The organism is Actinoplanes sp. NPDC023936 (assembly GCF_040639325.1).
Lineage (GTDB): Bacteria > Actinomycetota > Actinomycetes > Mycobacteriales > Micromonosporaceae > Actinoplanes.
In genome coordinates this window covers 1-26246 of record NZ_JBEZZR010000060.1, presented here as the reverse complement: position 1 = coordinate 26246, position 26246 = coordinate 1, and the positions used below count along the sequence as shown (strand labels likewise).

General features: G+C 71.3%; 24 protein-coding genes. 9 read left to right on the top strand and 15 right to left on the bottom strand.

The features are described 5' to 3' along the window. Positions 1 to 84 precede the first annotated feature (84 nt). Positions 85 to 894, top strand: coding sequence for a hypothetical protein (locus AB0F72_RS40035; protein ID WP_360443765.1), 810 nt, complete (start codon positions 85 to 87; stop codon positions 892 to 894). On the opposite strand, the gene AB0F72_RS40030 is transcribed toward AB0F72_RS40035, so the two are convergent. Then, positions 848 to 1825: an enoyl-CoA hydratase/isomerase family protein gene (locus AB0F72_RS40030; RefSeq protein ID WP_360443762.1), complete on the bottom strand. Its 978-nt coding sequence runs from the start codon at positions 1823 to 1825 to the stop codon at positions 848 to 850. The genes AB0F72_RS40035 and AB0F72_RS40030 overlap by 47 nt on opposite strands. 93 nt (positions 1826 to 1918) lie before the next feature. On the opposite strand from AB0F72_RS40030, the gene AB0F72_RS40025 reads away from it, so the two are divergent. Next, the gene (locus AB0F72_RS40025; protein ID WP_360443785.1) at positions 1919 to 2722 is read left to right on the top strand and encodes a PrsW family glutamic-type intramembrane protease; all 804 of its coding nucleotides are present in this window, start codon (positions 1919 to 1921) and stop codon (positions 2720 to 2722) included. A gap of 69 nt (positions 2723 to 2791) precedes the next feature. Here the strand turns inward: AB0F72_RS40025 and AB0F72_RS40020 are convergent, their stop codons facing one another. After that, positions 2792 to 3274 (bottom strand): hypothetical protein, encoded by a 483-nt coding sequence (locus AB0F72_RS40020; protein WP_360443759.1) that lies wholly within the window; start codon positions 3272 to 3274, stop codon positions 2792 to 2794. Positions 3275 to 3440: 166 nt separating this feature from the next. Here AB0F72_RS40020 and AB0F72_RS40015 point away from each other — a divergent pair, with 166 nt between their 5' ends. The 3 genes from AB0F72_RS40015 to pntB all read left to right on the top strand — a co-directional run bounded on the left by AB0F72_RS40015 (position 3441) and on the right by pntB (position 7465). Further along, a complete protein-coding gene (locus AB0F72_RS40015) occupies positions 3441 to 4313 on the top strand; it encodes an alpha/beta hydrolase fold domain-containing protein (RefSeq protein ID WP_360443756.1) in 873 nt (290 codons plus the stop codon). A 188-nt stretch (positions 4314 to 4501) separates the two neighbouring features. Next, on the top strand, positions 4502 to 6025 hold the full coding sequence (locus AB0F72_RS40010; RefSeq protein WP_360443753.1) for a Re/Si-specific NAD(P)(+) transhydrogenase subunit alpha: 1524 nt from the start codon (positions 4502 to 4504) through the stop codon (positions 6023 to 6025). A gap of 3 nt (positions 6026 to 6028) precedes the next feature. Further along, a complete protein-coding gene (gene pntB, locus AB0F72_RS40005; RefSeq protein ID WP_360443750.1) occupies positions 6029 to 7465 on the top strand; it encodes a Re/Si-specific NAD(P)(+) transhydrogenase subunit beta in 1437 nt (478 codons plus the stop codon). Positions 7466 to 7916: 451 nt separating this feature from the next. Here pntB and AB0F72_RS40000 read toward each other — a convergent pair whose 3' ends face one another. The 7 genes from AB0F72_RS40000 to AB0F72_RS39970 form a co-directional block, all read right to left on the bottom strand. Next, the gene (locus tag AB0F72_RS40000) at positions 7917 to 8999 is read right to left on the bottom strand and encodes an LLM class flavin-dependent oxidoreductase (protein WP_360443747.1); all 1083 of its coding nucleotides are present in this window, start codon (positions 8997 to 8999) and stop codon (positions 7917 to 7919) included. A gap of 112 nt (positions 9000 to 9111) precedes the next feature. Next, on the bottom strand, positions 9112 to 10446 hold the full coding sequence (locus AB0F72_RS39995; RefSeq protein ID WP_360443744.1) for an LLM class flavin-dependent oxidoreductase: 1335 nt from the start codon (positions 10444 to 10446) through the stop codon (positions 9112 to 9114). Beyond that, positions 10443 to 11180: an ABC transporter ATP-binding protein gene (locus AB0F72_RS39990; RefSeq protein WP_360443741.1), complete on the bottom strand. Its 738-nt coding sequence runs from the start codon at positions 11178 to 11180 to the stop codon at positions 10443 to 10445. Before AB0F72_RS39990 ends, AB0F72_RS39995 begins: the two co-directional genes overlap by 4 nt. Then, positions 11156 to 11995 carry an ABC transporter permease gene (locus AB0F72_RS39985; protein WP_360443738.1) on the bottom strand — a complete coding sequence of 280 codons (840 nt, stop codon included), beginning with the start codon at positions 11993 to 11995 and terminating at the stop codon, positions 11156 to 11158. Before AB0F72_RS39985 ends, AB0F72_RS39990 begins: the two co-directional genes overlap by 25 nt. Continuing rightward, entirely contained in the window at positions 11992 to 13056 is a 1065-nt protein-coding gene (locus AB0F72_RS39980) for an ABC transporter substrate-binding protein (RefSeq protein ID WP_360443735.1), read from the bottom strand. Before AB0F72_RS39980 ends, AB0F72_RS39985 begins: the two co-directional genes overlap by 4 nt. After that, complete coding sequence (locus tag AB0F72_RS39975) at positions 13053 to 13565, bottom strand: flavin reductase family protein (RefSeq protein ID WP_360443732.1); 513 nt, start codon at positions 13563 to 13565, stop codon at positions 13053 to 13055. Before AB0F72_RS39975 ends, AB0F72_RS39980 begins: the two co-directional genes overlap by 4 nt. 122 nt (positions 13566 to 13687) lie before the next feature. Next, on the bottom strand, positions 13688 to 14890 hold the full coding sequence (locus AB0F72_RS39970; protein WP_360443729.1) for an ROK family transcriptional regulator: 1203 nt from the start codon (positions 14888 to 14890) through the stop codon (positions 13688 to 13690). 128 nt (positions 14891 to 15018) lie between these two features. Here AB0F72_RS39970 and AB0F72_RS39965 point away from each other — a divergent pair, with 128 nt between their 5' ends. Further along, positions 15019 to 15513: a MarR family winged helix-turn-helix transcriptional regulator gene (locus AB0F72_RS39965; protein ID WP_360443726.1), complete on the top strand. Its 495-nt coding sequence runs from the start codon at positions 15019 to 15021 to the stop codon at positions 15511 to 15513. Between the two features lie 46 nt (positions 15514 to 15559). On the opposite strand, the gene AB0F72_RS39960 is transcribed toward AB0F72_RS39965, so the two are convergent. Genes AB0F72_RS39960 through AB0F72_RS39950 form a run of 3 tightly spaced genes read right to left on the bottom strand, consistent with a single transcriptional unit; the run spans position 15560 to position 17696 of the window. Continuing rightward, positions 15560 to 15757 carry a hypothetical protein gene (locus AB0F72_RS39960; protein WP_360443723.1) on the bottom strand — a complete coding sequence of 66 codons (198 nt, stop codon included), beginning with the start codon at positions 15755 to 15757 and terminating at the stop codon, positions 15560 to 15562. Next, on the bottom strand, positions 15754 to 16398 hold the full coding sequence (locus AB0F72_RS39955; RefSeq protein ID WP_360443720.1) for a DsbA family oxidoreductase: 645 nt from the start codon (positions 16396 to 16398) through the stop codon (positions 15754 to 15756). The genes AB0F72_RS39960 and AB0F72_RS39955 overlap by 4 nt, the downstream gene beginning before the upstream one ends. A 26-nt stretch (positions 16399 to 16424) precedes the next feature. Next, positions 16425 to 17696 carry a saccharopine dehydrogenase C-terminal domain-containing protein gene (locus AB0F72_RS39950; RefSeq protein ID WP_360443717.1) on the bottom strand — a complete coding sequence of 424 codons (1272 nt, stop codon included), beginning with the start codon at positions 17694 to 17696 and terminating at the stop codon, positions 16425 to 16427. 87 nt (positions 17697 to 17783) lie between these two features. Between AB0F72_RS39950 and AB0F72_RS39945 the strand changes: the two genes are divergently transcribed. After that, the gene (locus AB0F72_RS39945; RefSeq protein ID WP_360443714.1) at positions 17784 to 18482 is read left to right on the top strand and encodes a TetR/AcrR family transcriptional regulator; all 699 of its coding nucleotides are present in this window, start codon (positions 17784 to 17786) and stop codon (positions 18480 to 18482) included. A gap of 33 nt (positions 18483 to 18515) precedes the next feature. Here the strand turns inward: AB0F72_RS39945 and AB0F72_RS39940 are convergent, their stop codons facing one another. From AB0F72_RS39940 to AB0F72_RS39930, 3 genes are all read right to left on the bottom strand, one after another. Beyond that, on the bottom strand, positions 18516 to 19076 hold the full coding sequence (locus AB0F72_RS39940) for a TetR family transcriptional regulator (protein WP_360443712.1): 561 nt from the start codon (positions 19074 to 19076) through the stop codon (positions 18516 to 18518). 13 nt (positions 19077 to 19089) lie between these two features. Next, positions 19090 to 21474, bottom strand: a complete 2385-nt coding sequence (locus AB0F72_RS39935) for a PEP/pyruvate-binding domain-containing protein (RefSeq protein WP_360443709.1) — start codon at positions 21472 to 21474, stop codon at positions 19090 to 19092. 79 nt (positions 21475 to 21553) lie between these two features. Further along, a complete protein-coding gene (locus tag AB0F72_RS39930) occupies positions 21554 to 22819 on the bottom strand; it encodes an ArgE/DapE family deacylase (protein WP_360443706.1) in 1266 nt (421 codons plus the stop codon). A 101-nt stretch (positions 22820 to 22920) separates the two neighbouring features. Between AB0F72_RS39930 and AB0F72_RS39925 the strand changes: the two genes are divergently transcribed. Together AB0F72_RS39925 and AB0F72_RS39920 are read left to right on the top strand one after the other, a co-directional pair. Continuing rightward, positions 22921 to 23781, top strand: coding sequence for a GyrI-like domain-containing protein (locus AB0F72_RS39925; RefSeq protein WP_360443703.1), 861 nt, complete (start codon positions 22921 to 22923; stop codon positions 23779 to 23781). 129 nt (positions 23782 to 23910) lie between these two features. Further along, positions 23911 to 26019: a transglycosylase domain-containing protein gene (locus AB0F72_RS39920; protein WP_360443699.1), complete on the top strand. Its 2109-nt coding sequence runs from the start codon at positions 23911 to 23913 to the stop codon at positions 26017 to 26019. Positions 26020 to 26246 lie beyond the last annotated feature (227 nt).

The following is a 26246-nucleotide window of genomic DNA, read 5'->3' as shown; positions in this document are numbered from 1 at the left end:
TGAATGATCAACTAGGCGGGCACGCTAAGCAGCAGGTGTTTCCCAGCTGTTTCTGATCAGATTCCAAGCAGGCATGATCATCGTGTGCGCCCTCACCCCCGTGCCGACTTCCTCGTCGTCGCCGTCGCCGTAGCGATCTTCGCGCTGATCATCCTCACGACGCCGGATCCACCCTGCTCAGTCGCGAACGCCTGCGATCCGGAACCCGTCACATCGATAGCGGTGAGCCTGGTCGTCGCCGCCGCCGTGATGTCCTTCCTGTACCGGTGGGCGGCGGTGGCCGCGGCCGTGCTCTGCGTCGTGACGTGGCCGATCGCCGACCGCGTCGACGACGTGGGAATGGGCTGGCTGATGGCGCTCCCGCTCGCGCTGCTCGCCGTCACGGTCGCGGTGGCGCGGCTGCGGTTCCCGCCGTACTCCCCGCCGCCGGCTGTTGTCGCCCTGCTCGCATCCCTCGACGAGCACGAGCGGCCGCCTCTCGAGCCGCCCGCCCCGCCGCGGGCGCCGGCCCGGCCGGTGCTGGGCACGCTGCTGCTGGTCGCCGGTCTCGCCGGTACCGGGTGGACACTGTGGCATCAGGCGCGGGTCACCGCGCAGGAGACGTCCGCCAGCGCCGTCCCCGCCGTGGTCCGGGAACACCGGGAGGACACCGTGATCGGGGTGGACGTGGCGAACGGCGACTCCTTCTACATGGAGGTGCTGGACGCCACGGACTATCCGGTCGGCAGCCGTGTCGAGGTGCTCATCGACGACACCCACATGCGGCAGCTGCGCACCGAGCCGTACGACATCACCATCCTGCTGCTGCCGGCGATCACCGCGGCCGGGGCCGGCGCGGCGCTGCTGGTCAGGACGGCGGTGTCGGGAGGGCTGCTGCGGCGTCCGCGACGGTAGCCGGCTGCCAGCGCGGCCGGCGGTCCTTGTCGATGATCTGCGCGCGGATCCCCTCGGCGAGATCCGGCAGCCGCAGCATGACCGCGCTCAGCCGCAACTCCGCATCGAGAGCCGCCCGCAGATCCGGCAGCCCGGCCGCTGTCCGCAGCGACCGGAGCGTCAGGACCAGCGACGTCGGCGACTTGGTGCCGATCTCCTTGGCGGCGGCCTGGGCGGCCGGGCTCGGATGGCTCGCGAGCCGGTCCAGGATCACCGCGACGTCGTCACCGGCGTAACACTCGTCGATCCAGCCGCGATCCAGGTCCGCGCGCGGCGGCTCCTCCGCCACCAGGGAGACGTCACCGTGCGCGAGCAGCTCCGGCAGCCGGGCCGACGGAACGTAGTGATCGGCCAGCCCGGCGGCGATCCCGTCGCCCGCGCCGACCGCCGAACCGGTCAGCGCCAGATGGGTGCCGATCTCGCCCGGCGCGCGGCTGAGCAGCCACGATCCGCCCACGTCCGGGTGGAAGCCGATGCCGACCTCGGGCATCGCCAGCCGCGAGCGCTCGGTCACCACCCGCACCGAGGCGTGCCCGGAGATCCCGATCCCGCCGCCCATCACCACGCCGTCCATGCAGGCGACGATCGGTTTCGGGTACGCCGCGATCGTCGCGTTCAGCCGGTACTCCTCCGCCCAGAAGTCCAGCGACGCCGTCCCGCCGGAGACCGCGTCGGCGTGGATCGCCCGGATGTCGCCGCCGGCGCAGAGCCCGCGCTCACCCGCGCCACTGATCAGAACGGTCCGGACCCGGTCATCCGAGGCCCAGAGCTCAAGGGTACGGGCCATGACCGCGACCATTTCCGCGGTGAGCGCGTTGATCGCCCTCGGCCGGTTGAGCGTGAGGTGGCCGAGCCGGCCCCGCAGCTGGACGATCACTGATGGTTCGCTCATCCCGTGATCTTGCCGCGTTCCGGCCCCCGGTGACAGCCCGGCAGTACATTTACCGATGGCGAACCGTCCGGCCGGGCGGAGCATGAGCGCATGATGCGTGAGCGACTCCGGCGCCTCGGGTGGGTGGCTGTGCTGGCCATCGGCCTGGCGCTCTACTTCCTGGTGCTGCGCACCCTGGTGCACACCCAGAACCCCAACCTGGTGCCCGCCGTGATCCTGCTCGGCGCGTGCACCGTGCCGGCCGCGTTCCTGACGTTCGCCCAGGCCCGCACCGGTCGATGGCAGGTGCCGGCCACGGTCCTGCTGGTCACCGCGTTCTTCGGCGGCGTGGTCGGCCTGGTCGTCGCCGGCACCCTGGAGTTCGACGCGCTGCGCGACCTCGGCACCCTGCCGATGCTCTTCGTGGCGCTGATCGAGGAGACCGCCAAACTGGTCGTCCCGCTGCTGGTGCTGGTCACCGTCCTGATCCGGCGCCGGCGCCGGCTGCCGTCGGACGGCCTGGTGATCGGCGTCGCCAGCGGCATGGGTTTCGCCGCGCTCGAGACCATGGGGTACGCCTTCACCGCGCTCGTCTCCTCCGGCGGCAACGTCGGCGCCCTGGAGGAGACGCTGCTGATCCGGGGCCTGACCGCCCCGGCCGGGCACACCGCGTGGACCGGGCTGACCTGCGGTGCGCTGTGGATGCTGGCGAGCGCCCCGAGCGCGCGCAACGCCGTCACCTTCCTGCTGACGTTCGCCGGCGCGGTCGCCCTGCACACCGCGTGGGACACCTTCGGGACCGTCTGGGCGTACGCGGTGCTCGCGGTGCTGAGCCTGGGCTGGCTGGTGCTGCGGCTGCGCCGCTACCGTGCCTTCCACCCGGTCCGGGGACCGGCGGCGACGCCGGTCGTCGCCTGATCCCCGGCGCAGCCGGTCACGCCGGGGCGTCGCTCACCCGCGCCCGCTCGTCGTAGCCGTACAGCCGGTCTAGAACATCACCGTGACGCCGGCGGCCTTGCACGCCGTGGTCAGGTCGTTGCCGAGTTTCTCGAAGTCGGAGTCGGCCGCGCTGCCGATCGGGTCGGCCGAAATCGCTGCGGCGCCGAGCTCGTCGGCGATCGCCTTGGCGGCGGTGGTGACGTCGCTGGCCGGGGCGGACGCGAGGGCCTCGGTCACCGTCGTGTGGAACGCGGTGAACGTCTTCTTCGCGTCGGCGGCCAGGACGCCGCCGCCGTCCTGCTGGGCGTTGGTGATGCCGGTCCGCAGCGCGGTGGCCGCCGTGTTCAGTGTCTTGCACAGCGCCCTGTCGTCCGGCGCGACGGCGGCGGCGGCCGAGGCAGCGGCGCCGGCCGTGGCGGTGGCCGACCCGGGGGAGGAGGCCGCCGACGGGGTGTCGCCGTCACCGCACGCGGCGAGGGTGGTCAGGCAGGCGCCGAGCAGGACGACGGGCAGGATCCGGGAACGCATCACGAGCACGCACGGTAGCCGACGTTCCTGAGCGCCCGCTCGCAGGCCGCCGCCGTCACCCGTACCCTCCATGGCTTATCCGCCGCTTGCCGCGCTGCCACCGACTCACCGCGACCAGCAGTCGTTTGACGGATGCATGCGTACGCCGCCGCCGCAAGGATCTGCGGGTATGACAGACGCGACAGCGCTACGGCGCCACTGGGGCACCGCGGAGGACGTCGGCATCCGGGCGGCACGCACGCCGGACGTCGCGATCCAGGATTTCGAGATCCCGGGTCAGGTGCGGGTCCGGCTGGTGCGACCGGCGGGGGAGACCGGTGTGCTGCCGGTGGTGCTCGTCAGCCACGGCGCCGGCTGGATTCTCGGCGAGAATTTCACCTACGACCGGATGACCCGTGAGCTGGCGCTGCGGGCGCGGGCGGCGGTGGCGTTCGTGGAGTACCACCACGCGGCGGAGAACCGGTTCCCGGCCGCGGTGCAGGAGTGCTACACCGCCCTCGAGTGGCTGGCCGGGCAGGCGGAGCGGCTCGGCGTGGACGCCGGGCGGATCGCGGTGGCCGGTGACTCGGCGGGCGCGGCGATCGCTGTCGCCGTCGCCGTGACGGCCAAGGAGCGGTCCGGCCCCGCGATCACCGGGCAGGTGCTGCTCTACCCCATGATCAGCAGTGGCTACGCCGGTGCGTCCGCCTTCGACGCGGTCTCGTACCACCGGCGGGCCACCGAGCACTGGATCATGCGGCAGTCCGGGATGTGGTCCACCGGGGCGCGGGCGCAGGTCGCCGACCCGGTGATGACGCACCCGGCCGACGAGCGGTTCGCCGGGCTGCCGCCGGCGCTGATCGTCGTGGCCGAGGCCGATGTGCTGCGGGAACAGGGCGAGGGATACGCCGCCGACCTGCGTGCCGCGGGCGTCCCGGTGGTCATCGAGCGGTATGCCGGTGTGATCCACGATTTCGTGATGGTGGATGCCCTAGGCGACACCGCGGCCGTGCGGGTGGCAACCGACCACGCCGGACGGTATCTGCACTACGCGCTCGGCTGAAGACTGAGTTCGACCCCGTACGTCGGAAGTTTGTCCTTGCCTGAGTGCGATCCTCCGGTGACATTAAGTGCGCCGGGCTCTGGGTTTTTCGCGCTGTACCGCCTAACCTCTCCCTACTGGCGAGTAACAAGCGTTGAACCACCGACCCACGCCGCACGTTGTCTTGGTCAACTTCAAACCAGGAGTCAATGATGATCATCGGTGTACCGCGTGACCCCCAGCCGGATGAGCGGAGGGTCGCGGCCACACCCGTCACGGTGGCGCAGCTGGTCAAACTCGGATATGACGTGGTGGTGCAGTCGGGCGCGGGCGCCGGCTCATCCTTTTCGGACGAGGCGTACGCCGACGCTGGCGCGTCCATCGGTGACCCGTTCGCCGCCGACATCGTGTTCACGATCAACCCGCTGCCCGCCGAGCACCTGGACAAGCTGACGCCGGGCGCCACGCTGATCGGCATGCTGAACCCGCGTCTCGACCGGGAGCTCGTCGGCGACCTCAGCCGCCGGCCGATCACCGCGCTGTCGATGGACGCGGTCCCGCGGATCTCCCGGGCCCAGTCGCTCGACGTGCTCTCGTCGATGGCCAACATCGCCGGGTACCGCGCGGTCGTCGAGGCCGCGCACGCGTTCGGGCGCTTCTTCACCGGCCAGGTCACCGCCGCCGGCAAGGTCGCGCCGGCCAAGGTCCTGGTGGCCGGCGCCGGTGTCGCCGGGCTCGCCGCGATCGGCGCGGCCGGCAGCCTCGGCGCGATCGTCCGCGCCACCGACCCCCGCCCCGAGGTCGCCGACCAGGTCCGCTCGCTGGGCGGCGAATACCTTTCGGTCGAGGCCGCCGACGTGGAGGTGTCGTCCACCGGCTACGCCAAGGAGATGTCCGACGACTACAACGAGCGCGCCGCCCGGCTCTACGCCGCGCAGGCCGCCGAGGTCGACATCATCATCACCACCGCCCTGATTCCCGGGAAGCCGGCGCCGCGGCTGATCACCGCCGAGATGGTGGCGAGCATGAAGCCGGGCAGCGTGATCGTGGACATGGCCGCCGCGAACGGCGGCAACGTCGAGGGCACGGTGGCCGGCGAAGTGGTGGTGACCGCCAACGGCGTGACGATCATCGGGTACACCGATCTGCCCGGCCGGCTGCCGGCGCAGGCGTCGCAGCTCTACGGCACCAACCTGGTCAACCTGATGAAGCTGATGACGCCGGAGAAGGACGGCCGGCTGGTCGTCGACTTCGAGGACGTGGTGCAACGATCGATAACGGTCGTCCGGGACGGCGAGCTGACCTGGCCGCCGCCCGCCGTGTCGGTGTCGGCGGCGCCGGTCGCGCCGGTCGCGGCGGCGCCGGTTGTGGGGTCCTCGTCGCCGAGAAAGGCGCTGAATCCGCTTCCAATGGTCGGCGGCGCTGCCGTCGCGCTGTTCCTGATCACGGCGCTGGCGCCGGCGGCGCTGCGTGGCCATCTCACCGTCTTCGCGCTGGCCATCGTGATCGGCTACTACGTGATCGGCCACGTGCACCACGCCCTGCACACCCCGCTCATGTCGGTCACCAACGCGATCTCCGGGATCATCGTGGTCGGCGCCCTGCTCCAGATCGGCCACGGCGATGCGGTCGTGACCGCGCTCGCCTTCGTGGCGACCCTGCTGGCCAGCATCAACATCTTCGGTGGCTTCGCGGTGACCCGCCGCATGCTCGCCATGTTCTCGAGGAGCTGACCGATGACCGTGGAGACGTCCGCGCAGGCGGCCTACATCGTTGCCGCGCTGCTGTTCATTCTGGCGCTGGCGGGGCTGTCCAGACACGAGACGGCCAAGGCCGGCAACACGTTCGGCATCGCCGGCATGGCGGTGGCGCTGATCGCGACGATCGCGTTGGCGATCACGTCGGAGATCAGCGGCACGGGGTTGATCCTGTTGATCGTCGCGACGCTGATCGGCGCCGCGGTCGGTCTGTACCGGGCTCGCAAAGTCGAGATGACCGGCATGCCGGAGTTGATCGCGTTGCTGCACAGCTTCGTCGGCTTGGCCGCCGTGCTGGTCGGCTGGAACGGATACCTGCACGTCGAGGCAGATCTTGACGGCGCGGAGGCGGCGTTGCTGCGCGGCGAGGAGATGCTCGGCATCCACAGCGCCGAAGTCGTGATCGGAGTCTTCATCGGCGCCGTCACGTTCACCGGCTCGATCGTCGCGTTCCTCAAGTTGTCAGCACGAATCAAGTCAAGTCCATTGATGCTGCCCGGCAAGAACGCCATCAACATTGCTTCAGTCATCATGTTTTTCGTGTTGACTGCATGGTTTGTTGTCAACCCGTCAATATTCATCCTGATCGCCGTCACGGTGTTGGCGTTGCTGCTCGGCTGGCATCTCGTCGCGTCGATCGGCGGCGGTGACATGCCCGTCGTCGTGTCGATGCTCAACAGCTACTCCGGCTGGGCCGCCGCGGCGGCCGGCTTCCTGCTGGAGAACGACCTGCTCATCGTCACGGGCGCGCTCGTCGGATCGTCCGGCGCCTACCTGTCGTACATCATGTGCAAGGCGATGAACCGCTCGTTCCTGTCGGTGATCGCCGGTGGCTTCGGCATCGAGGCCGGCCCGGCGAGCGACAAGGACTACGGCGAGCACCGCGAGATCAACGCGGAGGGCGTGGCGGACCTCCTCACCAGCGCCGATTCGGTCATCATCACGCCCGGTTACGGCATGGCGGTCGCCCAGGCACAGCACGGCGTCGCCGAGCTGACCCGCGTCCTGCGCGAACGCGGCGTCACCGTCCGCTTCGGCATCCACCCGGTGGCCGGCCGGCTGCCCGGCCACATGAACGTGCTGCTCGCCGAGGCCCGCGTCCCCTACGACATCGTCCTCGAGATGGACGAGATCAACGACGACTTCGCGGGTACCTCGGTCGTCCTCGTGATCGGCGCGAACGACACGGTCAACCCGGCCGCCACCGACGACCCGTCCAGCCCGATCGCCGGCATGCCGGTCCTCACGGTCTGGGATGCCGACCAGGTGATCGTGTTCAAGCGCTCGATGGCGTCCGGTTACGCCGGCGTGCAGAACCCGCTGTTCTTCCGGGAGAACTGCGCCATGCTCTTCGGCGACGCCAAGGACCGCGTCGACGACATCCTGGGTGCGGTCCGGCAGGACTCACTCGTCTAGGTGGGCTGGGCTCCGGCTCGCGCCGGTCGGGATTCTTCCGGCCGGCGCGCTGCTGGATTCCAGTTGGCCCGGCCGGAGTCTCAGCTGCCGGGGGTGACCACGGTCAGAAACGCCACCATCGGGATCGATGGTGGCGTTTCCCGGCCAGCCGCTTGTTGTCAGCCGCTTGCTGCCAGCGTTGGTGGCGGTGCCGTGCGGATGAGGGCGCGATGCAGGATGAGGGCGACGCACAGTCGATGAGGCCGGTGCAGGGTGGATGAGGCCGCACGCAACGTCAGCGTGTGACTTTGTCTCTGCCAGGGCAGCGATGCGGGCGCACGGACCGCTTCGGTGTGGTCTCGTCCGCGCTGGTGCGGGCTTCGGTGTGGTTTCGTCCACGCTGGTCGAGCGGCGTCGGCATTGCACGGGCCGCCGGAGCAGATGCCGCACAGGCCCCGCTCCGGCAGCCACGTCAACCGGTGGCCACCGGATCAATCACCCTGGCGCGCAGGCGGCCGATCAACGCGTCACCCACCCGCGCCGTCTCCCGCCTGTACGGCGTGTCGGAGAGCACGAAATGACTGATCCCCAGCTCAGCGTAGCTCCGCAGCGCGCCGGCCACGTCGTCCGGCGACCCGACCAGCCACGTGGTGCCGGCGCCGCCGCCGCCGTACCGGCCCGGCGTCGTGTACAGGCAGCTGTCCAGCACCTCACCCCGCGCCGCCAGGTCGAGCAACCTCTGCTGGCCCACCGCCGGCCCGCGATGCTTGTCGATCCGCCGGTCGTGCAGGGCCTCGTTCCGGGACGACAGCTCGGTCACCTTCGCCTCGGCGTCGCGCCACGCCTCCTCGGTGGTGTCCCGCACGACCGTGGTGATCCGCAGGCCGAACTCCAGTTCGGGCAGATCCCGGTCCAGGTCGTTCGTCAGCTTGCGGAGCCGGTCGATTCTCTCGGCGATGCCGTCGAGCGGTTCACCCCAGAACAGCTGCACGTCGGCTTCCGTCGCGGCGACCTTCTCGGCGGCGGGGGAGGCGCCACCGAAGTACAGACGTGGCCCGGTCCCGGCGACCCGGGGCACGACAGTGGAGTCCGTGACGCGGAAGTGCGAGCCGGTGAACGTGACGTTCTCCTCGGTCCAGAGCCGTCGCACGAGACGCATGAACTCCTTGGTACGGCCGTACCGTTGTGCTTGATCTCCTTCGGCGTCGCCGTAGGCGGCGAGATCGTCCCTCCCGCTGACGATGTTGACGAGCAGCCGGCCGCCGCTGAGGTGGTCGAGGGTGGCGGCCGCGCTGGCGAAGTGGGCCGGCTGCCAGTAACCGGGCCGGATCGCGGCGAGCGGCCGGAACGTGGTGGTGCGGGCGGCGATCGCGGTGGCCACGGTGAACGTGTCGGGCCGGCCCCAGCCGGTGCCGATGAGCGCGCCCTCCCAGCCGTGCTTCTCCGCTGTCAGTGCCAGGTCGGTGGAGTGGTCGAGGGTGCCGTACCCGTCGACCGCGTCGTCGCCGCGGTGACCGGGCTGGACGGTGTTCGGGATGTACCAGAGGAATGTCACCGGTAGCCCCGATCGCGGTTCGAGAGGGTGACGCCCGGCGGGACGATCTTGTCGATCTCGTCCAGGACGTCCGGGCCGAGCGCGGTACGGCCGAACGGGCGCTGGGGGATGGTCATCGGACTCCGATCAGGTCGAAGGAGCTGGCCGGGCGCGGCAACCCGTAGTGATCCCGCAGCGTGGTGCCCGCGTAGTCGGTGCGGAACAGTCCCCGCTCCTGCAGGATCGGCACGACCTTGGTGGCGAACGCCTCGATGCCGGACGGCAGGACAGCGGGCATGATGTTGAAGCCGTCCGCCGCGCCGCTCTCGAAGTACTCCTGGATCGTGTCGGCGACCTGCACCGGCGTACCCGTGAAGGTGCGGTGCCCGCGTCCGCCGCCGAGCTTTCCGATCAGCTCGCGCACCGTCAGGTTCTCCCGCCGGGCCCAGTCGACGATCAGCGTGCGGCGGCTCTTGGCGCCTTCGATCTCGTCCTCGGACGGCAGGTCGGCCGGCAGCGGCTTGTCCAGGTCCAGCGTGTCGGCGTCGACCCGGAGGATCTGCGCGAGGGTGCGGACCGCGTGTTCGGGACCGATCAGCCGGTCGAGTTCGGCGTCGAGTTCCCGCGCCTCGGCGAGGGTGTCGCCGATGACCGGCACGATGCCGGGGAGGATCACCACGTGGTCGGGGTTGCGCCCGGCGGCCACGACCCGGCGTTTGAGGTCGGCGTAGAAGGCCTGGCTCTCGGCGAGGGTGGGCTGCGCGGTGAAGACCGCTTCGGCCCACTTCGCGGCGAACTCCTTGCCGTCCTCGGACGATCCGGCCTGCACGAGCAGCGGGTGTGCCTGCGGCGAACGCGGCACGTTGAGCGGGCCGTCCACCCGGAAGTAGGCGCCGTGATGATCGACGCGGCGGACCCGGTCGGAGCGTGCGTGCACCCCGCTGGCCTTGTCGGCGATCACCGCGTCGTCCGCCCAGCTGTCCCAGAGTTTCGTCGAGACCGACAGGAACTCGTCGGCCCGCGCATAACGATCGACGTGCAGCGGCTGGTCGTCGAGGCCGAAGTTGCGGGCCGCGTCAGCGCCGGCGGTGGTGACGATGTTCCAGCCGGCCCGGCCGCCGGAGAGATGGTCGAGCGAGGCGAACCGGCGGGCCAGGTTGTAGGGCTCGTTGTAGGAGGTGGACGCGGTGGCGATCAGGCCGATCCGGCTGGTGGTGGCGATGAGCGCGGCCAGCAGCAGCGTCGGTTCCAGCTTGCCGGCGGGCCGGCGGCCCGGATCGGACCAGAGCACCGGGCTGTCGGCGAGGAAGACCGAGTCGAACTTGGCGTCCTCCGCGATCCGGGCCAGGCGCTGATGCGCCGGCAGGGACAGGTTCGCGTACGGGTCGCTCTCCGGCAGCCGCCAGGACGCCTCGTGGTGCCCGGTGTCGTGCAGGAACAGGTTGAGGTGCAGTTGCCGGGTCATCATCGGTTCTCCTCCTCCACGCCCAGCTCGTCCAAGAGGAAACCGCGCAGCTCGGCGAATGCGGCGCCGGCCCGCGAGCGGTCCGGCAGATCCACGGGTACGTCGGTGCGCACCACCCCGGCGTCCAGGAGGATCACCCGGTCGGCGAGCACGATCGCCTCGTCGACGTCGTGGGTCACCAGCAGCACGGCCGGCCGGTGCGCCGCGCAGAGTTTGCGCAGCAGCACGTGCATCCGGATCCGGGTGAGCGCGTCCAGCGCCCCGAACGGCTCGTCGGCGAGCAGCAGTTGCGGCTCGCGGACCAGCGACCGGGCCAGCGCGGCCCGCTGCTGTTCACCGCCGGAGAGCTGGTACGGCCAGGCCTGTTCCCGCCCGGCGAGGCCGACCTCGGCGAGGGCCTGCCGGCCGCGCTCGCCGGCGTCGCTGCCGCGCAGGCCGAACACCACGTTGTCGAGGACCCGTTTCCAGGGCAGCAGCCGGGAGTCCTGGAAGACCACCGAGACACTTTCCGGTACGGCGATCTGCCCGTGCCCGGCCACTCCCCGGTCCAGGCCGGCGAGGGCCCGCAGCAGCGTGCTCTTGCCGGTGCCGGAGCGGCCGATCAGCGCCACGAACTCGCCGGGCCCGATGTCCAGGTCGAGGCCGTTGAGCACGCCGCCGTTCTTGCTGAAGCTGCGGTGCAGGTTACGGACCCGGACAGCGGACGACGTCGTCAGTCCTCCAGCGTGCGGCGCCATGCCAGCACCTTCCTTCCGGTGAGGCGGACGGCGGAGTCGGCGCAGTAGCCGAAGACGCCGTAGATGACCAGGCCGACGACGATGACGTCGGTCTGGCCGTACTGCTCCGCGAGAGTGATCATGTGGCCGACGCCGGAGACCGCGTTGTACTGCTCGACCACGACCAGGCCGAGCATCGACGAGGTGACCGCGAAACGCAGGCCGAGCAGGAAGCCGGGCAGCGCGCCGGGCAGCACGATGTGCCGGATGAACGCGCCGCGCCCGATGCCGATGGTCTCGGCGAGCTCGGCGTACTTGCCGTCGATGCCGCGCAACCCGTTGTGCGTGTGCACGTAGATCGGCACGAGGGTGATCAGCGCGATGGTCAGCACCTTCATCTCCTGGCCGATGCCGAACCAGGCGATGAAGAGCGGGATCAGCGCGAGCGTCGGCACCGACCGTTTGATCTGGATCGGCCCGTCGATCAGCGACTCGCCGATCCGGGAGAGGCCGGAGACGACGGCGAGCACCGCGCCGCTGACCACGCCGAGGGTGAGGCCGAGGACGGCGCGCTGCAGCGAGGAGAGGACGTTGCCGAGCAGGTCGTGGTTGACCCACTGGTCCTGGAACGCGACCGCCACGTCCCACGGCGCGGTGAGGATGGCCGGCGGGATGAGGCCGCTCGCCGAGCCGGCCGACCAGAGCGCGAGGAACAGCGCCGGGCCGATCCAGAAGGCGAACGGGATCCGCTTTCCCGGCCCGAGCCGCCGGCGTACGACGCGAGCATCCGTGTCGGAGGGCGCCGTCCGCGCGACCGGGTGCAGGGTGGTCGTCATGCGGCATCACCGGTGACCGCCTGGGAGCCGGCCGCCTCGGCCTGCACCTTCTCGAACCGCCGGTCGACGAGCGTTGTCACGTCCAGCTTGTCGTGGCCCTGCTCGGCGGCGAGCAGATCGGCTGTGGCCTGGAGCCGTTCGATCGCGTTGTCCCAGGTCGCCGGGATGCCCTTGCGGCCGCTGATGGCGACGACCGCGCGGGCGTCGGCCTCGTTGAGTCCCTGCACGTCCTGGTAGTACGCCTTGGCGTACTCGTCGGGGTGCTCGTTCTGCCAGAGCACCGCCCTGGTCCGCGCCGCGACGTAGACCTTGAGGGCCGCGGCCTTGTCGGCGTCCTCGACCGCCGTGGTGAGGCAGTACACCGTGGAGGCGTCGTCGCGGATCCCGGTCCCGATCGCGGTGGCGCCCGGGTACTTCGCCTTGTAGAGCTTCACCTGGTACGCGGCGATCGGCGCCACGTCGACGGCCTTGCTGCCGAGCGCGGTGATGTACGAGTCGCCGGTGCTGGTCAGCTCGACCAGGGTGACGTCCTTCTGGGTCAGGCCGGCCTCCTTGAGCACCCGCAGCACGAGCGCGCCCTGCGCCTGCCCGGCGCTGTAGGCGATCTTCTTGCCGCGCAGGTCGCTCAGGGCGGCGACGCTCGCGCCGGGTGCTACGCCCAGCTGGTAGATCGGGAACTCGAGGGGGTCGACGGTGACGTTCTGGTAGATGATCTTCGTGGAGGTGCCGGTCCACGCCGCGAACAGCGACGGGATGTCGGCGACCGCGCTGCAGTCCAGCTTGTCGGCGCGGAAGGCCTGGATGCTCTGCGGGCCGCCGCTGATGTTGGCCCATTCGACCTCGACGCCGGCGTCGGACAGTTCCTTGTCCAGTCCGGACCTCTGCAGGACGGCCTGGCCGGCCGGGTCGCCGAGGCGCAGCACGGTGCCGCTGGGCACGCTCTCCGGCAGCGCGGCGGTGAGCTCCAGGCTCGCGCCGGCCTCGTCCTCGGCGCAGGCGCTCATGGTGAGCAGCGCCGCGACGGCCAGCGCGGCGGCTGCCGTTCCGGTTCTCTTGATCATGACGTCCTTTCCTGGAGGGCGTGGTAGCCGCCGTCGTGGTAGAGCAGGGGAGCGGCGTGCTCCGCGAGGCCCGCCTCCTCGACCCGGCCGATGACCAGGTGCGCCTGGCCGGCCGGGTGCCGGTGCTCGATCGAGATCCGCAGCCAGGCGGCCGCGTCGTCCAGCAGGGGTTCTCCGGTGGGCAGCCGGCGCCAGCGGGTCGGCGTGCCGAACCGGTTGACGCCGCTGGTCGCGAACGTCCGGGCCAGCGCGGTGTGCCGGGCGTCCAGCAGGTGCACGACGGCGGTGCAGGCGTCCCGGACGTGCGGCCACACCGACGACGTCGCGGTGAGGCTGAACGACAGCAGCGGCGGCTCGGCGGAGAGGGAGGTGAGCGAGGTGACGGTGACCCCGGCGGCGCCGCGCCCGGCGTCGGTGGTCACGACGGCCACGCCGGCGGCGTGCCGCCGGAACACCTGACGGAACAGCGTGGCGTCGACCGGGACCGGCCGGGAAGTAGCAATAGTCATCGATGGTCCTCCGTTCCGCTCGTGGAGGAGGGCAGGGGGAATCGGCAGGTCAACAACCTTGTCGCCGGCCTTAATCCATACTATTCAGCTAGGATTAAGAGGCAAGCATGCGCCACGATGAATTAAGTAACGGCTGGTTGCGGCGGCGTGGCGTAGACCTGATCGAGCGCGACCGCGCCACCGGCTGTCGCCAGCACGTGGTCCGGGAAGCTGGAGGCGCGCACGGTGGCCGCCACGTCCGGGGACAGTTGCGCCCGCACTGTCGCCAGGCACTCCGGGATCCGGTTCGCGCCGCCCTCGGCGACCACCAGGACCTCCGGGTCGAACAGGTCGTGCAGCAGCGCCGCGGCGCGCCCGACCAGGCGGGCCCGGTCCCGGAGCAACGCGAGGGCGCCCGCGCCGCCGCGCTGCGCCGCGTCGACGATGCCGTGGATGTCCGGCCGTTCGATCAGCCCGGCTGCCAGGGCGCGCCGGACCAGGACCCGCTCGGAGACGGCGGCCTGCAGGCACCCGGTGCGCCCGCACGAACAGAGCTCGTCGCACCCCTCGACCGGCAGATGCGCGACAGCGCCGGACGCCGACCGGGGTCCCTGATGGATCACGCCGCCGGTGGCGAACGCGACATCGACGACGTTGCCTGCGAACAGCAGCACGGCGCTCTCCCGGGCCTGTGCCGCGGCCGCGCCGAAGAGCTGCTCGGCGCGCAGCAGCGCGCGGGAGTTGCTGTCCACCCGCACCGGCAGCCCGGTCGCCCCGGCCAGCACGGCGCCGACCGGCACGTCCTGCCATCCGAGGGCCGGGTGCTCGACGACCGTACCCCGGGAAGCATCCACCCAGCCGCCGGTCGCGAGACCGAGAGCGAGGATCCGGCGCTGCGCGCCGCCCTGGCGGCGGACCGCGGCGATCCGCGCGACCAGGGCCGCGAGGACGCGCTCCGGGTCCCGCCCGTCGTGCGGATCCTGCCGCTGTGCGACCACCCGCCCGCGGAGGTCGAGCAGCGCCACAGTGGTCCGGGGGACCGCGATGTGCACGCCGATCACACCCACCGCGTCGCACTCGATGTCCAGCGGGACGTGCGGCCGGCCGATCCCCGGCGGACCGGCCGCCTCCGGCGCCTCCCGGATCAGCCCGCGGTCCAGAAGCGACGCGGTCACGCCGCTGACCGACGCGGCCGAGAGGCGGGTCGCCCGGGCCACCGAGCTCCGCGCGATCGGCCCGTGATCGAGGATCGCGCGCAGCACCGTCCCCGCCGAGTCCGGTGGCCGGCGCGGACCGGGAACCGGCAGATCACCACGCCGGGTGGTGCGCGCGGACGGGTGGATCATCCGACGACGCTAACCCGGGTGTCGTCGGATGACCGCGCGAAGTTACCGGTCGTTTCACGGTCGGTAACAGTCGGACGGGAGACCGTGACCCTTGATCTCAAGGGAGGTTGAGGTTCTACGGTGCACGCATGAGGACGCCACAGCTATCCGACGCCGAACTCGCCGCTCAACCCGCCGCCTATTGGACGGGTGTCGCCTATGAGTCGCTGATCGCCTTCACCCGGGCACGGTTTGCCGAAGTTGGCTTCACGCAGCCCCAGTTCTGGCTGCTGCGCAACCTCTCCACGAACGACCTGCTGCCCGAAGGTGGAGGGAGGACCATTCCGGAGCTCCGGCAGGCGATGAGCTCGTACCTGCGAGCCGAGGACGACCTCGGCGCCGAAGCGGACGTCCTGGTGGAGCGCGGATGGCTGACGCGGGACGACGCGGGACGACTGTGGATCACCGACGCGGGCGAGGACGCGCGGGTCCGCCTGAAGCAGCATGCGCCGGCGATCCGGGCGCGCATCCACGAGAACATCGATGACGCGGACTACGTCACGACGCTCAAGGTCCTTCTTCAGATGATCAGCAACACCGATGAGTCGGTGGAACGCCCGGCCGTGACGGGCGGCGGCCGGTGACCGTGCTGGACCGTGCGGCCGCCCGGTCACCGGCTGCTTCACGTCGTCACATCCGGTCTTTGACGGTGACCTCCGGCTCGGGCCGCACGACGGTGACCTCCGGCTCGGGCCGCACGACGGCGGACTCCCGATCCCCGGCCGGCGGGACGTCGCCCGCTGCGGACTCGGCCGGCACCGGAGGCGCCGCGCAGGCCCCGCCCGCGCACACCGCCGCGTCGTCCGTGATGAGCTGGATGAACTTCATGCCTTCTCACCCGCGACCTTGGTGAGCACCCCGGCGAACGTGGACGGGTCCTGCGCGCCGGAGACCGCGTACTTGTTCTCGAAGACGAAGAACGGCACGCCGCTGATGCCGTACTCGGTGGCGGTCTTGATGTCGAACTCGACCTCGTCGGCGTACTCGCCGCTCTCCAGCGAGCGGACCACGTCGTCGCGGTCGAAGCCCAGCTCGGCGGCGAGGTCGGCAAGCTCGCCGACGCGGCCGACGTTCACCCCGTCGGTGAAGTACGCGGCGAGCAGCCGGTCCTTCACCTCGGCCTGGCGGCCGTGCGCCTTGGCGTAGTGCAGCAGCTCGTGCGCCTTGCGGGTGCGGGTCGGCTGGACCGCGTCGTACTTGAAGTCCAGCCCGACCGTGGCGGCGAGCGCGGTGGTCTGCGCCTCCATCGAGCGGATCTGGGCCGGGCCGGCGCCGAGCTTCGCGCCGAGGTAGTCGGCGTGGCTGCCGGCGTAGTCCTCGGGGGTGTCCGGGGAGAGCTCGAAGGAGTGGTACTCCACCTCCACCGGGACGCCGGAGGCCAGGACCGCGGCCTCGAACTTGCGCTTGCCGATGTAGCAGAACGGGCAGGCGATGTCGGACCAGACATCCACCTTGATCGGGGTGCTCATGTCACCAGTTATACCCTGTTGAACTTTCAAATTACCAGGTCGGCCGCGTGCGTGGCGCGGGCCGGGGGAGCGGTGTCCCGCAGGTCGGTCTCGCGGATCCGCCAGGGCGAGCCGTACGCGGTCAGCAGGTCGAGGAACGGCCGGGGCGGCAGCGCCTCCGGGCCGAGGACCCCGGCGCCGGTCCACGCGCCGCTCGCGAGCAGCTCCAGGGCCACCACCGGGTTGATCGCGGTCTGCCAGACGACGGCCTGGCAGCCGTACTCGGCCATCGACCACTCGTTGTCGACCACGTGGTAGAGGTAGACCTCGCGCTCCCGGCCGTCCTTGACGCCACGCACCCAGGTGCCGGCGCAGGTCTTGCCCCGCATCCGGGCGCCGAGCGTGGCCGGGTCGGGCAGGCTCGCGGCGACCACGTCCCGCGGGCTCACCGTCACCGGTCCCTGCGGGCCCGGGACGATCACCCCTTCGGTGCGGTCCAGGCCGATCTGGTGCAGCGTCTTGAGCGTACGGATGAAGTCCTCGCCCAGCCCGTACTTGAAGGTGACCCGTCGCGCGTCCACCCAGCGCGGGATGAGCAGCACCTCCTCGTGCTCCACGTTCACGCACTGCACCGGCCCGATGCCTTCGGGGAAGTCGAACGTCTCGGGCTCGCTGAACGGCGCCGTGGTGAACCAGCCCCGGCCGCGCTCCCAGATGATCGGCGGGTTCAGGCACTCCTCGATCGTGGTCCAGATGTTGAAGCTGGGCGCGAACTCCAGGCCGTCCACGGTGAGGTTGGACCCGTCCCGGACGCCGACCTCCTCGATGGCGTCGAAGAGCTCGTCGGCGGCGTAGCGGGCGAACACGTCCGACAGTCCCGGCTCGACACCCATCCCGACCAGCGCCAGCCGGCCGGAGCGCTGCCACTGCTCGGCGCGGGCGAACTGCTCGTCGCCGAGCATCACCCCGACCTGCTCGTAGGGCCGCTCGGGGTGCGGCCGGGACAGCGACATCGCCATGTCGAGGTACCCGGCGCCGGCCTGCTGCGCGGCGGAGAAGAGCGTCATGACGAACCGGGGATCGGTCGCGTTGAGCAGGTAGTCGCTGCGGGTCCGCCGGATCAGCTCGACGACCGCGTCGGTCTCGCTCGCGTCGATCCGGGCGGCGCGGAACCGGGGGTCGCCGGTCGCGGCGGCAGCCGCCTGGGCCCGCGCCAGGTCGTAGTCGGCGACGATCATCTCGTCGAAGAACGGCCGCCGGGCGGCGATCCGGGTGATGGCCGTGCCAACGCCGCCGGCGCCCACCAGCAGGATTCGCATCGAGGTTTCCTTTCGATCTGTGTGCGGAATCTCGATCAGACGCTGTTGTCATCGCTATGGTCAACTGCGTTGGCATAAGATGCGCCGATGCCGAAGATCGTGGTGTCCGAGGAGAAACGCCGCCGCCGCCGGCCGACCCGCAGCGGAACCGTCCTGTCCGAGCAGCTCATCGTCGAGACCGCGCTGCGCCTGCTGCGCGAGCACGGCAGCGCCGGCCTGACCGCCCGCCGCCTCGGCCTCGCGCTCGACTGCGACCCGAGCACCCTCTACCGCTACTTCCGCGGGATGGACGAGCTCACCCTGGCCATCGGCGACACCCTCATCGGTCAGGCTCTGCGCGGATGGTCACCCTCAGGGAACTGGCGAGACGACTTGCGTACGCTCGGACTGCGCATCCACGGCGCCTATGTCTCCCATCCTCAGGCGGCGGTGCTGACCACCAGCCGGGTCACCGGCCGGGCCAACGAGCTGGCCGCCGACGAGGCGGTCCTCGCGGTGCTCCGCGGCGCGGGCCTGCCGGTGCGCGACGTGGTGGCGGTCTACCACGCGTTCATCGACCAGACCCTGGCCTTCGCGGCCCTGGACGCGGCGTCGCTGGCGCTGCCGAACGCGGCGCTGCGCTCCGACGAGGAGATGTGGCAGTCGACCTACCGCCGGGTCCCGGCCGCCACGCACCCGCACATCGCCGAGGTCGCGCCCCTGCTCGCGCCGGAGATGGTGGACAGCGCCTACCCCAAGGCCCTGGACCTGCTGCTGGACGGGGTGGCCGCCCGCCTCAGCCGGTAGAAGAGCCGGTGCCGTCAGAAGAAGCCGGTGCCGTCAGAAGAGACGGTCCAGCTGGGCATCGAGGGCGGCCAGGGCCTGCTCGTCGGTGTACTGGCCGCCGAGCAGGTAGACGCCGAGGCCCTCCATCAGCGCGAGCAGGCCGGCCGCCGCCGCCGGGTCCGTGGTGGGCAGCAGGCTCGCCAAAAAACCGAGCATCCGGCCGGTGTCCTCGCGCAGCGCCGGGGTGGCCGCCGGGCGCACGGCCGTGTAGGCCAGGAACGCGAGGGCCACCCGGCCGTCGGCGCGGGACTCCTCGCCGAGCGGCAGCAGCGTCGCCAGGAACGTGCGCAGCAGCAGCCGCGGCGCGGGATCCGGGCCGAGCGCGGCGATCGCGGCGGTGACGCGGGCCTCGTTGCGGTCCTTCACGACGTCCATCGCGAACGTCATCATCTCGTCCTTGGTGCGGAAGTAGTGCTGCACCATGCCGGCCGAGACACCGGCCTCGGCGGCCACGTGACGCAGGCTCACCGCTTCCAGGCCCTGCTGCGCGGCGACCCGCATCAGCGCGTCGGCGATCCGCGTGCGGCGCTCTCGGTGGTCCACCTTCTTCGGCATGGCAGCGATCGTGTCACGCGGCCGTGACGGTGCCGGCCGCGCCGTCCACGGTGATCAGCTGGCCGTCGGTGATCAGGGTGGTGGCGTCCCGGACGCTGATCACGGCGGGCAGGCCGTACTCGCGGGCGACCGTCGGGCCGTGCGCCATCACCGCCCCGGTCTCGCTGACCAGGCCGCCGGCGGTGAGGAAGAGGGGCGTCCACGCCGGGTCGGTGGTGGACACCACGAGGATGTCGCCGGGCTCGATCCGGGCCCGCGACGGATCGTGCACGATGCGAGCCGGCCCGGTCACCTTCCCCGGGGACGCGCCGACACCGCGCCACCCGGCGGCGTCCGCGTCCGGCGGGAGCAGGGTCTCCACGTCGGTGCCGTCGGAGAGCAGGGCGACCGGCACGTGCCGCCGGCGGGACTCGGCGCGGTGGGTGGCCCGGCGCTCGGCCACGAGCGGGCGGTGGTCGGCGCCGGACCGCACGGCCTCGGCGGTCTCGTCGAGGGTCAGGAACATGACGTCGGAGGGCTCGCCGAGAAGTCCCCGGCCGGCGAGGTCAGAGCCGATCAACAGCAGTTGCCCGCGTACGGCCGACAACCGGTACAGCCCGGCGAACTTGCCGTACTCCCGCAGTCCGGACAGCGCGCGGGCCCGGCGCAGCAGGAACACCGCCAGGTTCCCGCGGACCGGCCGCCGCCACCGGACCCGGCGGGACAGCTCGTCCAGGGCGGTCTCGCCGGCCGCCGCGGCACGGGCGAACCGGACGTCCGGCGCCTGATCCATGTCGGTCACGCGAAGGTAGTTCGCGATCGCCGCGAAGACCCCGGACGGGTCCTCGCTCCAGCGCGGCACACCGAGATCGGCCTCGGCCGGGCCGCGGTGGCCGTACTTCTCCAGGAACTCCTCGACGCCGATGGGCGGGAGGTCGCCGCGGCGGTACCGCTCGGCGAGGGCGTCCGGTGGCGACCCGAGCAGCAGCTCACGGTGCTCGGCCGAGACCGCCCGGGCGATCTGCCACAGCGCCAGGTCCATCTCGATCGTCACGTTGTGCGGCACGCCGCCGAGCACGGCGTGGATCTCGGCCCGGGTGGCGATGCCGGCCAGCAGCTCGGCCGGCAGGGCGGCGGCGAGCAGGCCGGCGACGATCGGCCAGGTGAGGTCGTCAGCGGCGCCGGCCGGATCGGCGGTGGCCGGCCCGGTGGCCGGATCGTCGGCGGACGGGGCGTCGGCGGTGACGAACGCGAGCCTCTGCTCGGAGGTCCGCAGGGTGTCCGGGGCGGCGGAGGCGAGGCGGAGGCGGTCGGCGGCGTCGAGGACGCGCAGTCGCGCGGCGGCGGGACTGGCGAGGGCGCGGAGGATGCCGGTGACCGCGCGGAGACCCGTACCCAGGGAAGATTGTGATCGGGGTTTCGCGGGTTGGGGGGCGGGGGCGAAACGGGGGTCGGCGAGGATGTGTTCCATGACGGCCTGGGCGCGCGGGCCGAAGTCGACGGCCATCAGTTTGACCAGGCGTTTCCGGGCTGCCGGGTGCCGGGCCAGGTCGGAGAGGTCGCCATAGAGACGGCCGCCGATGTCGACGATCTCGGCCCGCACGCCGAGCGACGCCATCATCGCGGAGATCATCTGCTGGAGGCCGGACATGCCCGCCGGGGTGACCGGGCGCAGCATGCCCTGGACGTGACCGAATTCCACATAGATCCGGGGCTGCCGGCCGTCGTCCGGCGGCGGCGCCGGGAAGAGCGTGGTGATCGGGCGGGACTGGAGCAGCCAGAGGGCGCCGCCGGCGTCCACGGCCCACTCGGCGTCCTGCGGCGCCGCGAAACGCTCCTGGAGCCGCCGGCCCATCGCGTGCAGCGCGGTGCCCTCGGCGGGGATGTGGCGGTCGACCGGCGCGGTGCCGTCGACCACCCCGGCGCCGGGCCCGTTCGCCGACTCGACGAGCATCGAGGTGCGGCAGCCGGTGACCGGGTCGGCGGTGAAGAGCACGCCCGCCGTCGTGGCCGTGACCATTCGCTGCACGATGACGGCCATCGACGGCTCGGGGAGGTCGTGCGCCTGCCGGTAGGTGACCGCGCGGGGCGAGCGCACCGAGTCCCAGCACCGGGTGATCGCCGCGAGCACGCCATCGAGATCGGTCACGTCCAGGATGGTGTCGTGCTGGCCGGCGAAGCTCGCGCCGGGCAGGTCCTCGGCGGTGGCGCTGGAGCGGACGGCGACCGGGCCGCCGCCGAGCCGGTGGTAGGCGACCGCCACCTCGTCGCGCGGGATCGTGCCGCGCCGGTACGCCTCGGTGGTGACGACGAAGCCGTCCGGCACGTTCTCCCCGGCGCGGATCAGCTCGCCGAGCGTGGCCGCCTTCCCTCCGGCGCTGTCGCGCGAGGTGGCCTGGGCGAGCGGGACGACCAGCATGACGATCCTCCAATACGACTGTATTGCCAAACACCGTAGCGCGTTTGGCAATACAGTCGCAATGTTTTACGGCGTGCTGTCAGAGGTGGGCGGCGCAGCGGCGGACGGCGAGGACGGCCAGGGTGCGGGTGGTCCGGATCAGCTCGTCGATGTCGACCAGCTCGCGCGGCGCGTGCGCGAGGCGGACGTCGCCGGGGCCGTAGTGCAGGGTCGGGATGCCGCCGAGGCCGCTGTAGAGGCGCAGGTCGCTGCCGTACGGCGCGGCCGTCGTCGCCACCTCGCGGCCCTCCGCCGAACGGATCGCGCCGATCACGTCGGTGACCAGCGGATGCGCCGGGTCGATGCGCCCGCTGGCGAATTGGCCGCCCGGCCAGGTCACCGCGACCGGGTGATCCCGCAGCCACGGGTCGCGGCGGCAGGCCTCGGCGATCGCGTGCTCCAGGGCGGCCCGCGCCTTCGCCGGCGGCTCGCCGAGCCGGACGCCGAGGCGGCCCTCCGCGACGAGCAGGTCGGGAACGCTGCTCGCCCAGTCGCCGGCCCGCAGGGTGCCGATCGAGATCGGGTACGGCAGCGGGTTGCCGTCGAAGACCGGATCCGGGTTCGCGTTGCGCTCCCGTTCCAGCTCGGCGACAGCGGCGTGCACCGGCAGGAACGCGTCGATCGCGCTGTGCCCGGCGAGCCGGGTGCTGCCGTGCGCGGCGCGACCGGGAACCCGCAGCTCGAAGGTGAGCGCGCCGGCGTTGGCGACCACGATGTTCCCGCTCGTCGGCTCGGTGAGCACGGCCGCCTCGGCGCGGTGCCCGCGCAGCATCGTGGCGAACGCGCCCAGTCCGCCGTCCTCCTCGCTGACCACCGTGTGCAGGCCGAACGGCCGTTCCAGCGTCACCCCGGCGGCGACCAGCGCGCGGGCGACGGCCAGGTTCGCGACCACGCCGGCCTTCATGTCGCAGGCGCCCCGGCCGTGCACCGCGTTGTGGCGGATCGTGCCGCTCCACGGGTCCCGGTCGTCCCACCTGTCCAGGTCGCCGGTGGGCACCACGTCGACGTGCCCCTGCAGGACGAGCGCGGGCACGCCGGACGGGCCGAGCGTGGCAGCCACCCCGTACCCCTCGGTCCGGGGCGCCTCGGTGCCCGGATGGTCCGGGTGGGCGGCGAGCTCGGCCAGGTTCAGCTTCCACGTGTCGACGTCGAAGCCGAGCGCGCTGAGCTGCCCGGCGTGCCAGTGCTGCAGCTCGGACTCGGCGTCGGTGCCGGTCACGCTCGGCACCCGGATCATGCTGACCAGGTCGGTGACCAGGGCTTGTTCGTCGATGGCGTCGAGTACGCGGCTCTCGGTTGTGTCCACCAGGCCGACCGTACCGTCCGGGGGCATGATCGGATCGGTCCGCTGCGGTCGGGCGCGGAACCGCCGGCCCCGGCCAGGCTGGGTGATGAAGGGAGGCCAGCATGATCGCGGCACTCAACCGGATCGTCGACCTCGTCGAGAACGGCGACGTCGATCTCGGCGCGGTGGCCCGATCGGCCGGCACCACCGAGTACCACCTGCGCCGGATGTTCTCGTCGCTCGCCGGCATGCCGTTGTCGGAGTACGCGCGCCGGCGCCGGATGACGGTGGCGGCCGCCGACGTGATCCGCGCCGAGGACGACCTGCTGACCGTCGCGGTGCGGCACGGGTACACCTCGGCCGAGGCGTTCGGCCGGGCGTTCCGGGCGGTGCACGGCGCCGGGCCCGGCGAGGTACGCCGGGACGGCGGCCCCCTTCGCACACAACCACAGCTCAGGTTCCGCCTGACCGTCGAAGGGAGCACCCCCATGGACACCCGCCTCGCCGACCGTCCCGCGTTCCGCCTGGTCGGGCACGCCACCCGCGTGCCGCTGATCCACGAGGGCGTCAACCCGCACATCCAGCAGCACATCGCCGCGATCCCGGCCGAGGAGCACGTGCGTCTCAAGGGCCTCGGCGACACCGAGCCGGCCGGGATCCTCGCGGTCACCGACGGGGTCGAACAGGAGTCGCCGGAGGGCAGCGAGCTGACCTACCTGCACGGTGTCGCGCTGTCGGGCGCCGGCGCCGTGCCGGACGACCTCGACGTGATCGAGGTGCCGGCCGGGCGCTGGGCGGTGTTCCGCAGCAGCGGGCCCTACCCGCAGACCCTCCAGTCGACGTGGGCGGCCACGGCGACCGAGTGGTTCCCGTCCAACCCGTGGCGGATGCGGCCCGGTCCCTCGATCGTCAGCGTCCTCGAGCGGGCCGCGGACTTCAGCACCGCGACCTGCGAGCTCTGGCTTCCGGTGGAGCCCGCCTGATCCGCACCGTGCCTCACCCGGCGGCGACCGGCACGCTCGCCGCCGGGTGAAGCAGAGTTGCGGGTTACCAACTGTGACGAACCTCCTTTGCCCTGAACGCCGGCGATCTTGATCATTAGCCTGGTTGGGGTGACTGCCCGCAAATCGAATACGCTCCGCAGCGCCGGCGTCCTGGTCGTCTGCGGCCTTCTGGCCGCGCTCGTGGTCGCCGCCGCGTCGTTCCCCGCCGCCGCGATCGCCGGTCTCGCCGCGAAAGCCGGTTCCGAGGAGTGGGAAGAGCTGCCCTCGGAGCTGATCACGCAGACGTCACCCCAGGTGTCGCGGGTCTACGCCTCCGACGGCAAGACACAGATCGCCGTCATGTACGACGAGTTCCGCAGCAACGTGCCGCTCGCCAAGGTCTCGCAGAACATGCAGGACGCCATCGTCGCGGCCGAGGACCACAAGTTCTACGAGCACAACGGCGTCGACGTGAAGGGTGTCGCCCGCGCGTTCGTCAACAACAACCAGGGTGGCGGCCGGCAGGGCGCGTCCACGCTGACCATGCAGTACGTGCGGATGGCGCAGGCGTACTCGGCGACCGACCCGCAGGAGGTCGTGAACGCGACGAAGGACACCGCGTCGCGCAAGCTCAGCGAGATGAAATACGCCATCCAGGTCGAGAAGGAACTGACGAAACAGCAGATCCTGGAGCGCTATCTCAACATGGCGCCGTTCGGCAACGGCGCGTATGGCATCAACGCCGCCGCGCAGGTCTACTTCAGCAAGACACCGGCCGACCTGACCGTCGCCGAAGCGGCCCTGCTGGCCGGCATGGTGAAGGCGCCGACCGCGTTCGACCCCACCACCAAGACCGGATATCCGCAGGCCCTGGCCCGTCGCGACTACATCATCGACAACATGCTCAGCCTGGGCCAGATCACCGCCGACGAGGCCACCGCGGCCAAGAAGGTGAAGCTCGGCCGCACCACGAAACGGCCGAGCAGCGGCTGCGTCAACGTCGCGAAGAACCAGTGGGGCTTCTTCTGCGACTATTTCTACCGCTGGTGGCTGGGCCAGGCCGAGTTCGGCGACACCTCGTACGACCGGGAGCGGATGCTCAAGAGCGGCGGATACCGGATCGTCACCACGCTCGACGTGGACGCCCAGGCGGACGCCCGTAAGGAGATCACCGCCCGTACGTCGGACAAGAACCCCAACGCGCTGATGCTGGCGGCCGTCGAGCCCGGCACCGGAGCCGTCCGGGCCCTGGCCGCGAACCGCAAGTACAAGATCGACGACGCGGACAACCCGTCGAACCCGCTCTCCTCGAACCCGGCGCTGGCGAAACAGGGCGTCCGGGCGACCTACCCGAACACCACCAACCCGATCATCACCGGCAGCGCCGATCTCTCCGGATACCAGGCCGGCTCGGTGTTCAAGATGTTCACGATGGTCGCCGCCCTGGAGAACGGCATGGGCCTGGACACCACGATCAACTCGCCGGCGCGGTACACGTCGCAGTACCGCGACTCGTCCTCCTCGTCGTGCGGCGGATACTGGTGCCCGAGCAACGCGTCCGCCAGCGAGGCCGGCAACTTCAACATGTGGACCGCGTTCGGCAAGTCGGTCAACACGTACTTCGTGCCGCTGCAGGAACGAGTCGGTGCGGCGAGCGTGGTCGACGTCGCGCAACGGTTCGGCATCACGTTCCGCAACTCCGACGACGCGAACATGGCGAAGAACTCGGCGAACGACTGGGGCGCCTTCACCCTCGGCGTCTCCGCGTCCACACCGCTGGACATCGCCAACGCGTACGCCACCCTCGCCGCCGACGGCAGGTACTGCACACCCACGCCGATCGCGTCGATCACCAACGCGGACGGCGCGGCGGTCGACGCCGGCAAGGCGAAGTGCACCCAGGCGACATCGGCGGCGGTGGCCCGCAAGGCGCTCGACGCGGCTCGCTGCCCGGTCGGCGACCAGGCCCAGCTCGGCACCTGTGCCGGCTCGACGGCCCCGCAGGTGCGCAGCGTGGTCGGCCACCCGGTGTTCGGCAAGACCGGAACCACCGACCGTGACAAGACAGCGGCGCTGGTCGTCGGGACCCGTTCCCTGGTCGTGGCCGGTTACCTGGCCAACCCGGACTGGGCCAACCACACCGACCGGATGTCGCACGACATCGTCAACCCGGCGGTCTACCGGACTCTCGCCGATTACATGGAGGGCAAGCCGGTGGAGGAGTTCCCCACTCCTTGACGGGCCGGTGCTCTCCGAGTCATTGCCGCGAGCCGTAGCTGACGCAGGTTCCCGGGGCGTTTTGGCTGTGTGGGCTACGGCTGGGGGATGCGAGCCGTCGTTGGGGCAGGTTCCCGGGGCGTTTTGGCTGTGTGGGAAGCCCCTATGTTTGTCAAGTGTTGAGTGGGGCTGTGGCCTGCGGGAATGCTTTCTTGATGATGGTGAATAGGTGGCGGGCGAGGTAGCGC

Coding starts and splice junctions, on each gene's coding strand:
- AB0F72_RS39935 (WP_360443709.1), bottom strand. CDS start 21,474: ATGCTGGTCGTCCCGCTCGCCCAGGCCACCTCGCGCGACAGCGCCGGA.
- AB0F72_RS39960 (WP_360443723.1), bottom strand. CDS start 15,757: ATGAAGTTCATCCAGCTCATCACGGACGACGCGGCGGTGTGCGCGGGC.
- AB0F72_RS39950 (WP_360443717.1), bottom strand. CDS start 17,696: ATGCGAATCCTGCTGGTGGGCGCCGGCGGCGTTGGCACGGCCATCACC.
- AB0F72_RS39940 (WP_360443712.1), bottom strand. CDS start 19,076: ATGCCGAAGAAGGTGGACCACCGAGAGCGCCGCACGCGGATCGCCGAC.
- AB0F72_RS40015 (WP_360443756.1), top strand. CDS start 3,441: ATGACAGACGCGACAGCGCTACGGCGCCACTGGGGCACCGCGGAGGAC.
- AB0F72_RS39975 (WP_360443732.1), bottom strand. CDS start 13,565: ATGACTATTGCTACTTCCCGGCCGGTCCCGGTCGACGCCACGCTGTTC.
- AB0F72_RS40030 (WP_360443762.1), bottom strand. CDS start 1,825: ATGAGCGAACCATCAGTGATCGTCCAGCTGCGGGGCCGGCTCGGCCAC.
- AB0F72_RS40025 (WP_360443785.1), top strand. CDS start 1,919: ATGCGTGAGCGACTCCGGCGCCTCGGGTGGGTGGCTGTGCTGGCCATC.
- AB0F72_RS39985 (WP_360443738.1), bottom strand. CDS start 11,995: ATGACGACCACCCTGCACCCGGTCGCGCGGACGGCGCCCTCCGACACG.
- pntB (WP_360443750.1), top strand. CDS start 6,029: ATGACCGTGGAGACGTCCGCGCAGGCGGCCTACATCGTTGCCGCGCTG.
- AB0F72_RS39955 (WP_360443720.1), bottom strand. CDS start 16,398: ATGAGCACCCCGATCAAGGTGGATGTCTGGTCCGACATCGCCTGCCCG.
- AB0F72_RS39925 (WP_360443703.1), top strand. CDS start 22,921: ATGATCGCGGCACTCAACCGGATCGTCGACCTCGTCGAGAACGGCGAC.
- AB0F72_RS39965 (WP_360443726.1), top strand. CDS start 15,019: ATGAGGACGCCACAGCTATCCGACGCCGAACTCGCCGCTCAACCCGCC.
- AB0F72_RS39995 (WP_360443744.1), bottom strand. CDS start 10,446: ATGATGACCCGGCAACTGCACCTCAACCTGTTCCTGCACGACACCGGG.
- AB0F72_RS39990 (WP_360443741.1), bottom strand. CDS start 11,180: ATGGCGCCGCACGCTGGAGGACTGACGACGTCGTCCGCTGTCCGGGTC.
- AB0F72_RS39980 (WP_360443735.1), bottom strand. CDS start 13,056: ATGATCAAGAGAACCGGAACGGCAGCCGCCGCGCTGGCCGTCGCGGCG.
- AB0F72_RS39970 (WP_360443729.1), bottom strand. CDS start 14,890: ATGATCCACCCGTCCGCGCGCACCACCCGGCGTGGTGATCTGCCGGTT.
- AB0F72_RS40010 (WP_360443753.1), top strand. CDS start 4,502: ATGATGATCATCGGTGTACCGCGTGACCCCCAGCCGGATGAGCGGAGG.
- AB0F72_RS39945 (WP_360443714.1), top strand. CDS start 17,784: ATGCCGAAGATCGTGGTGTCCGAGGAGAAACGCCGCCGCCGCCGGCCG.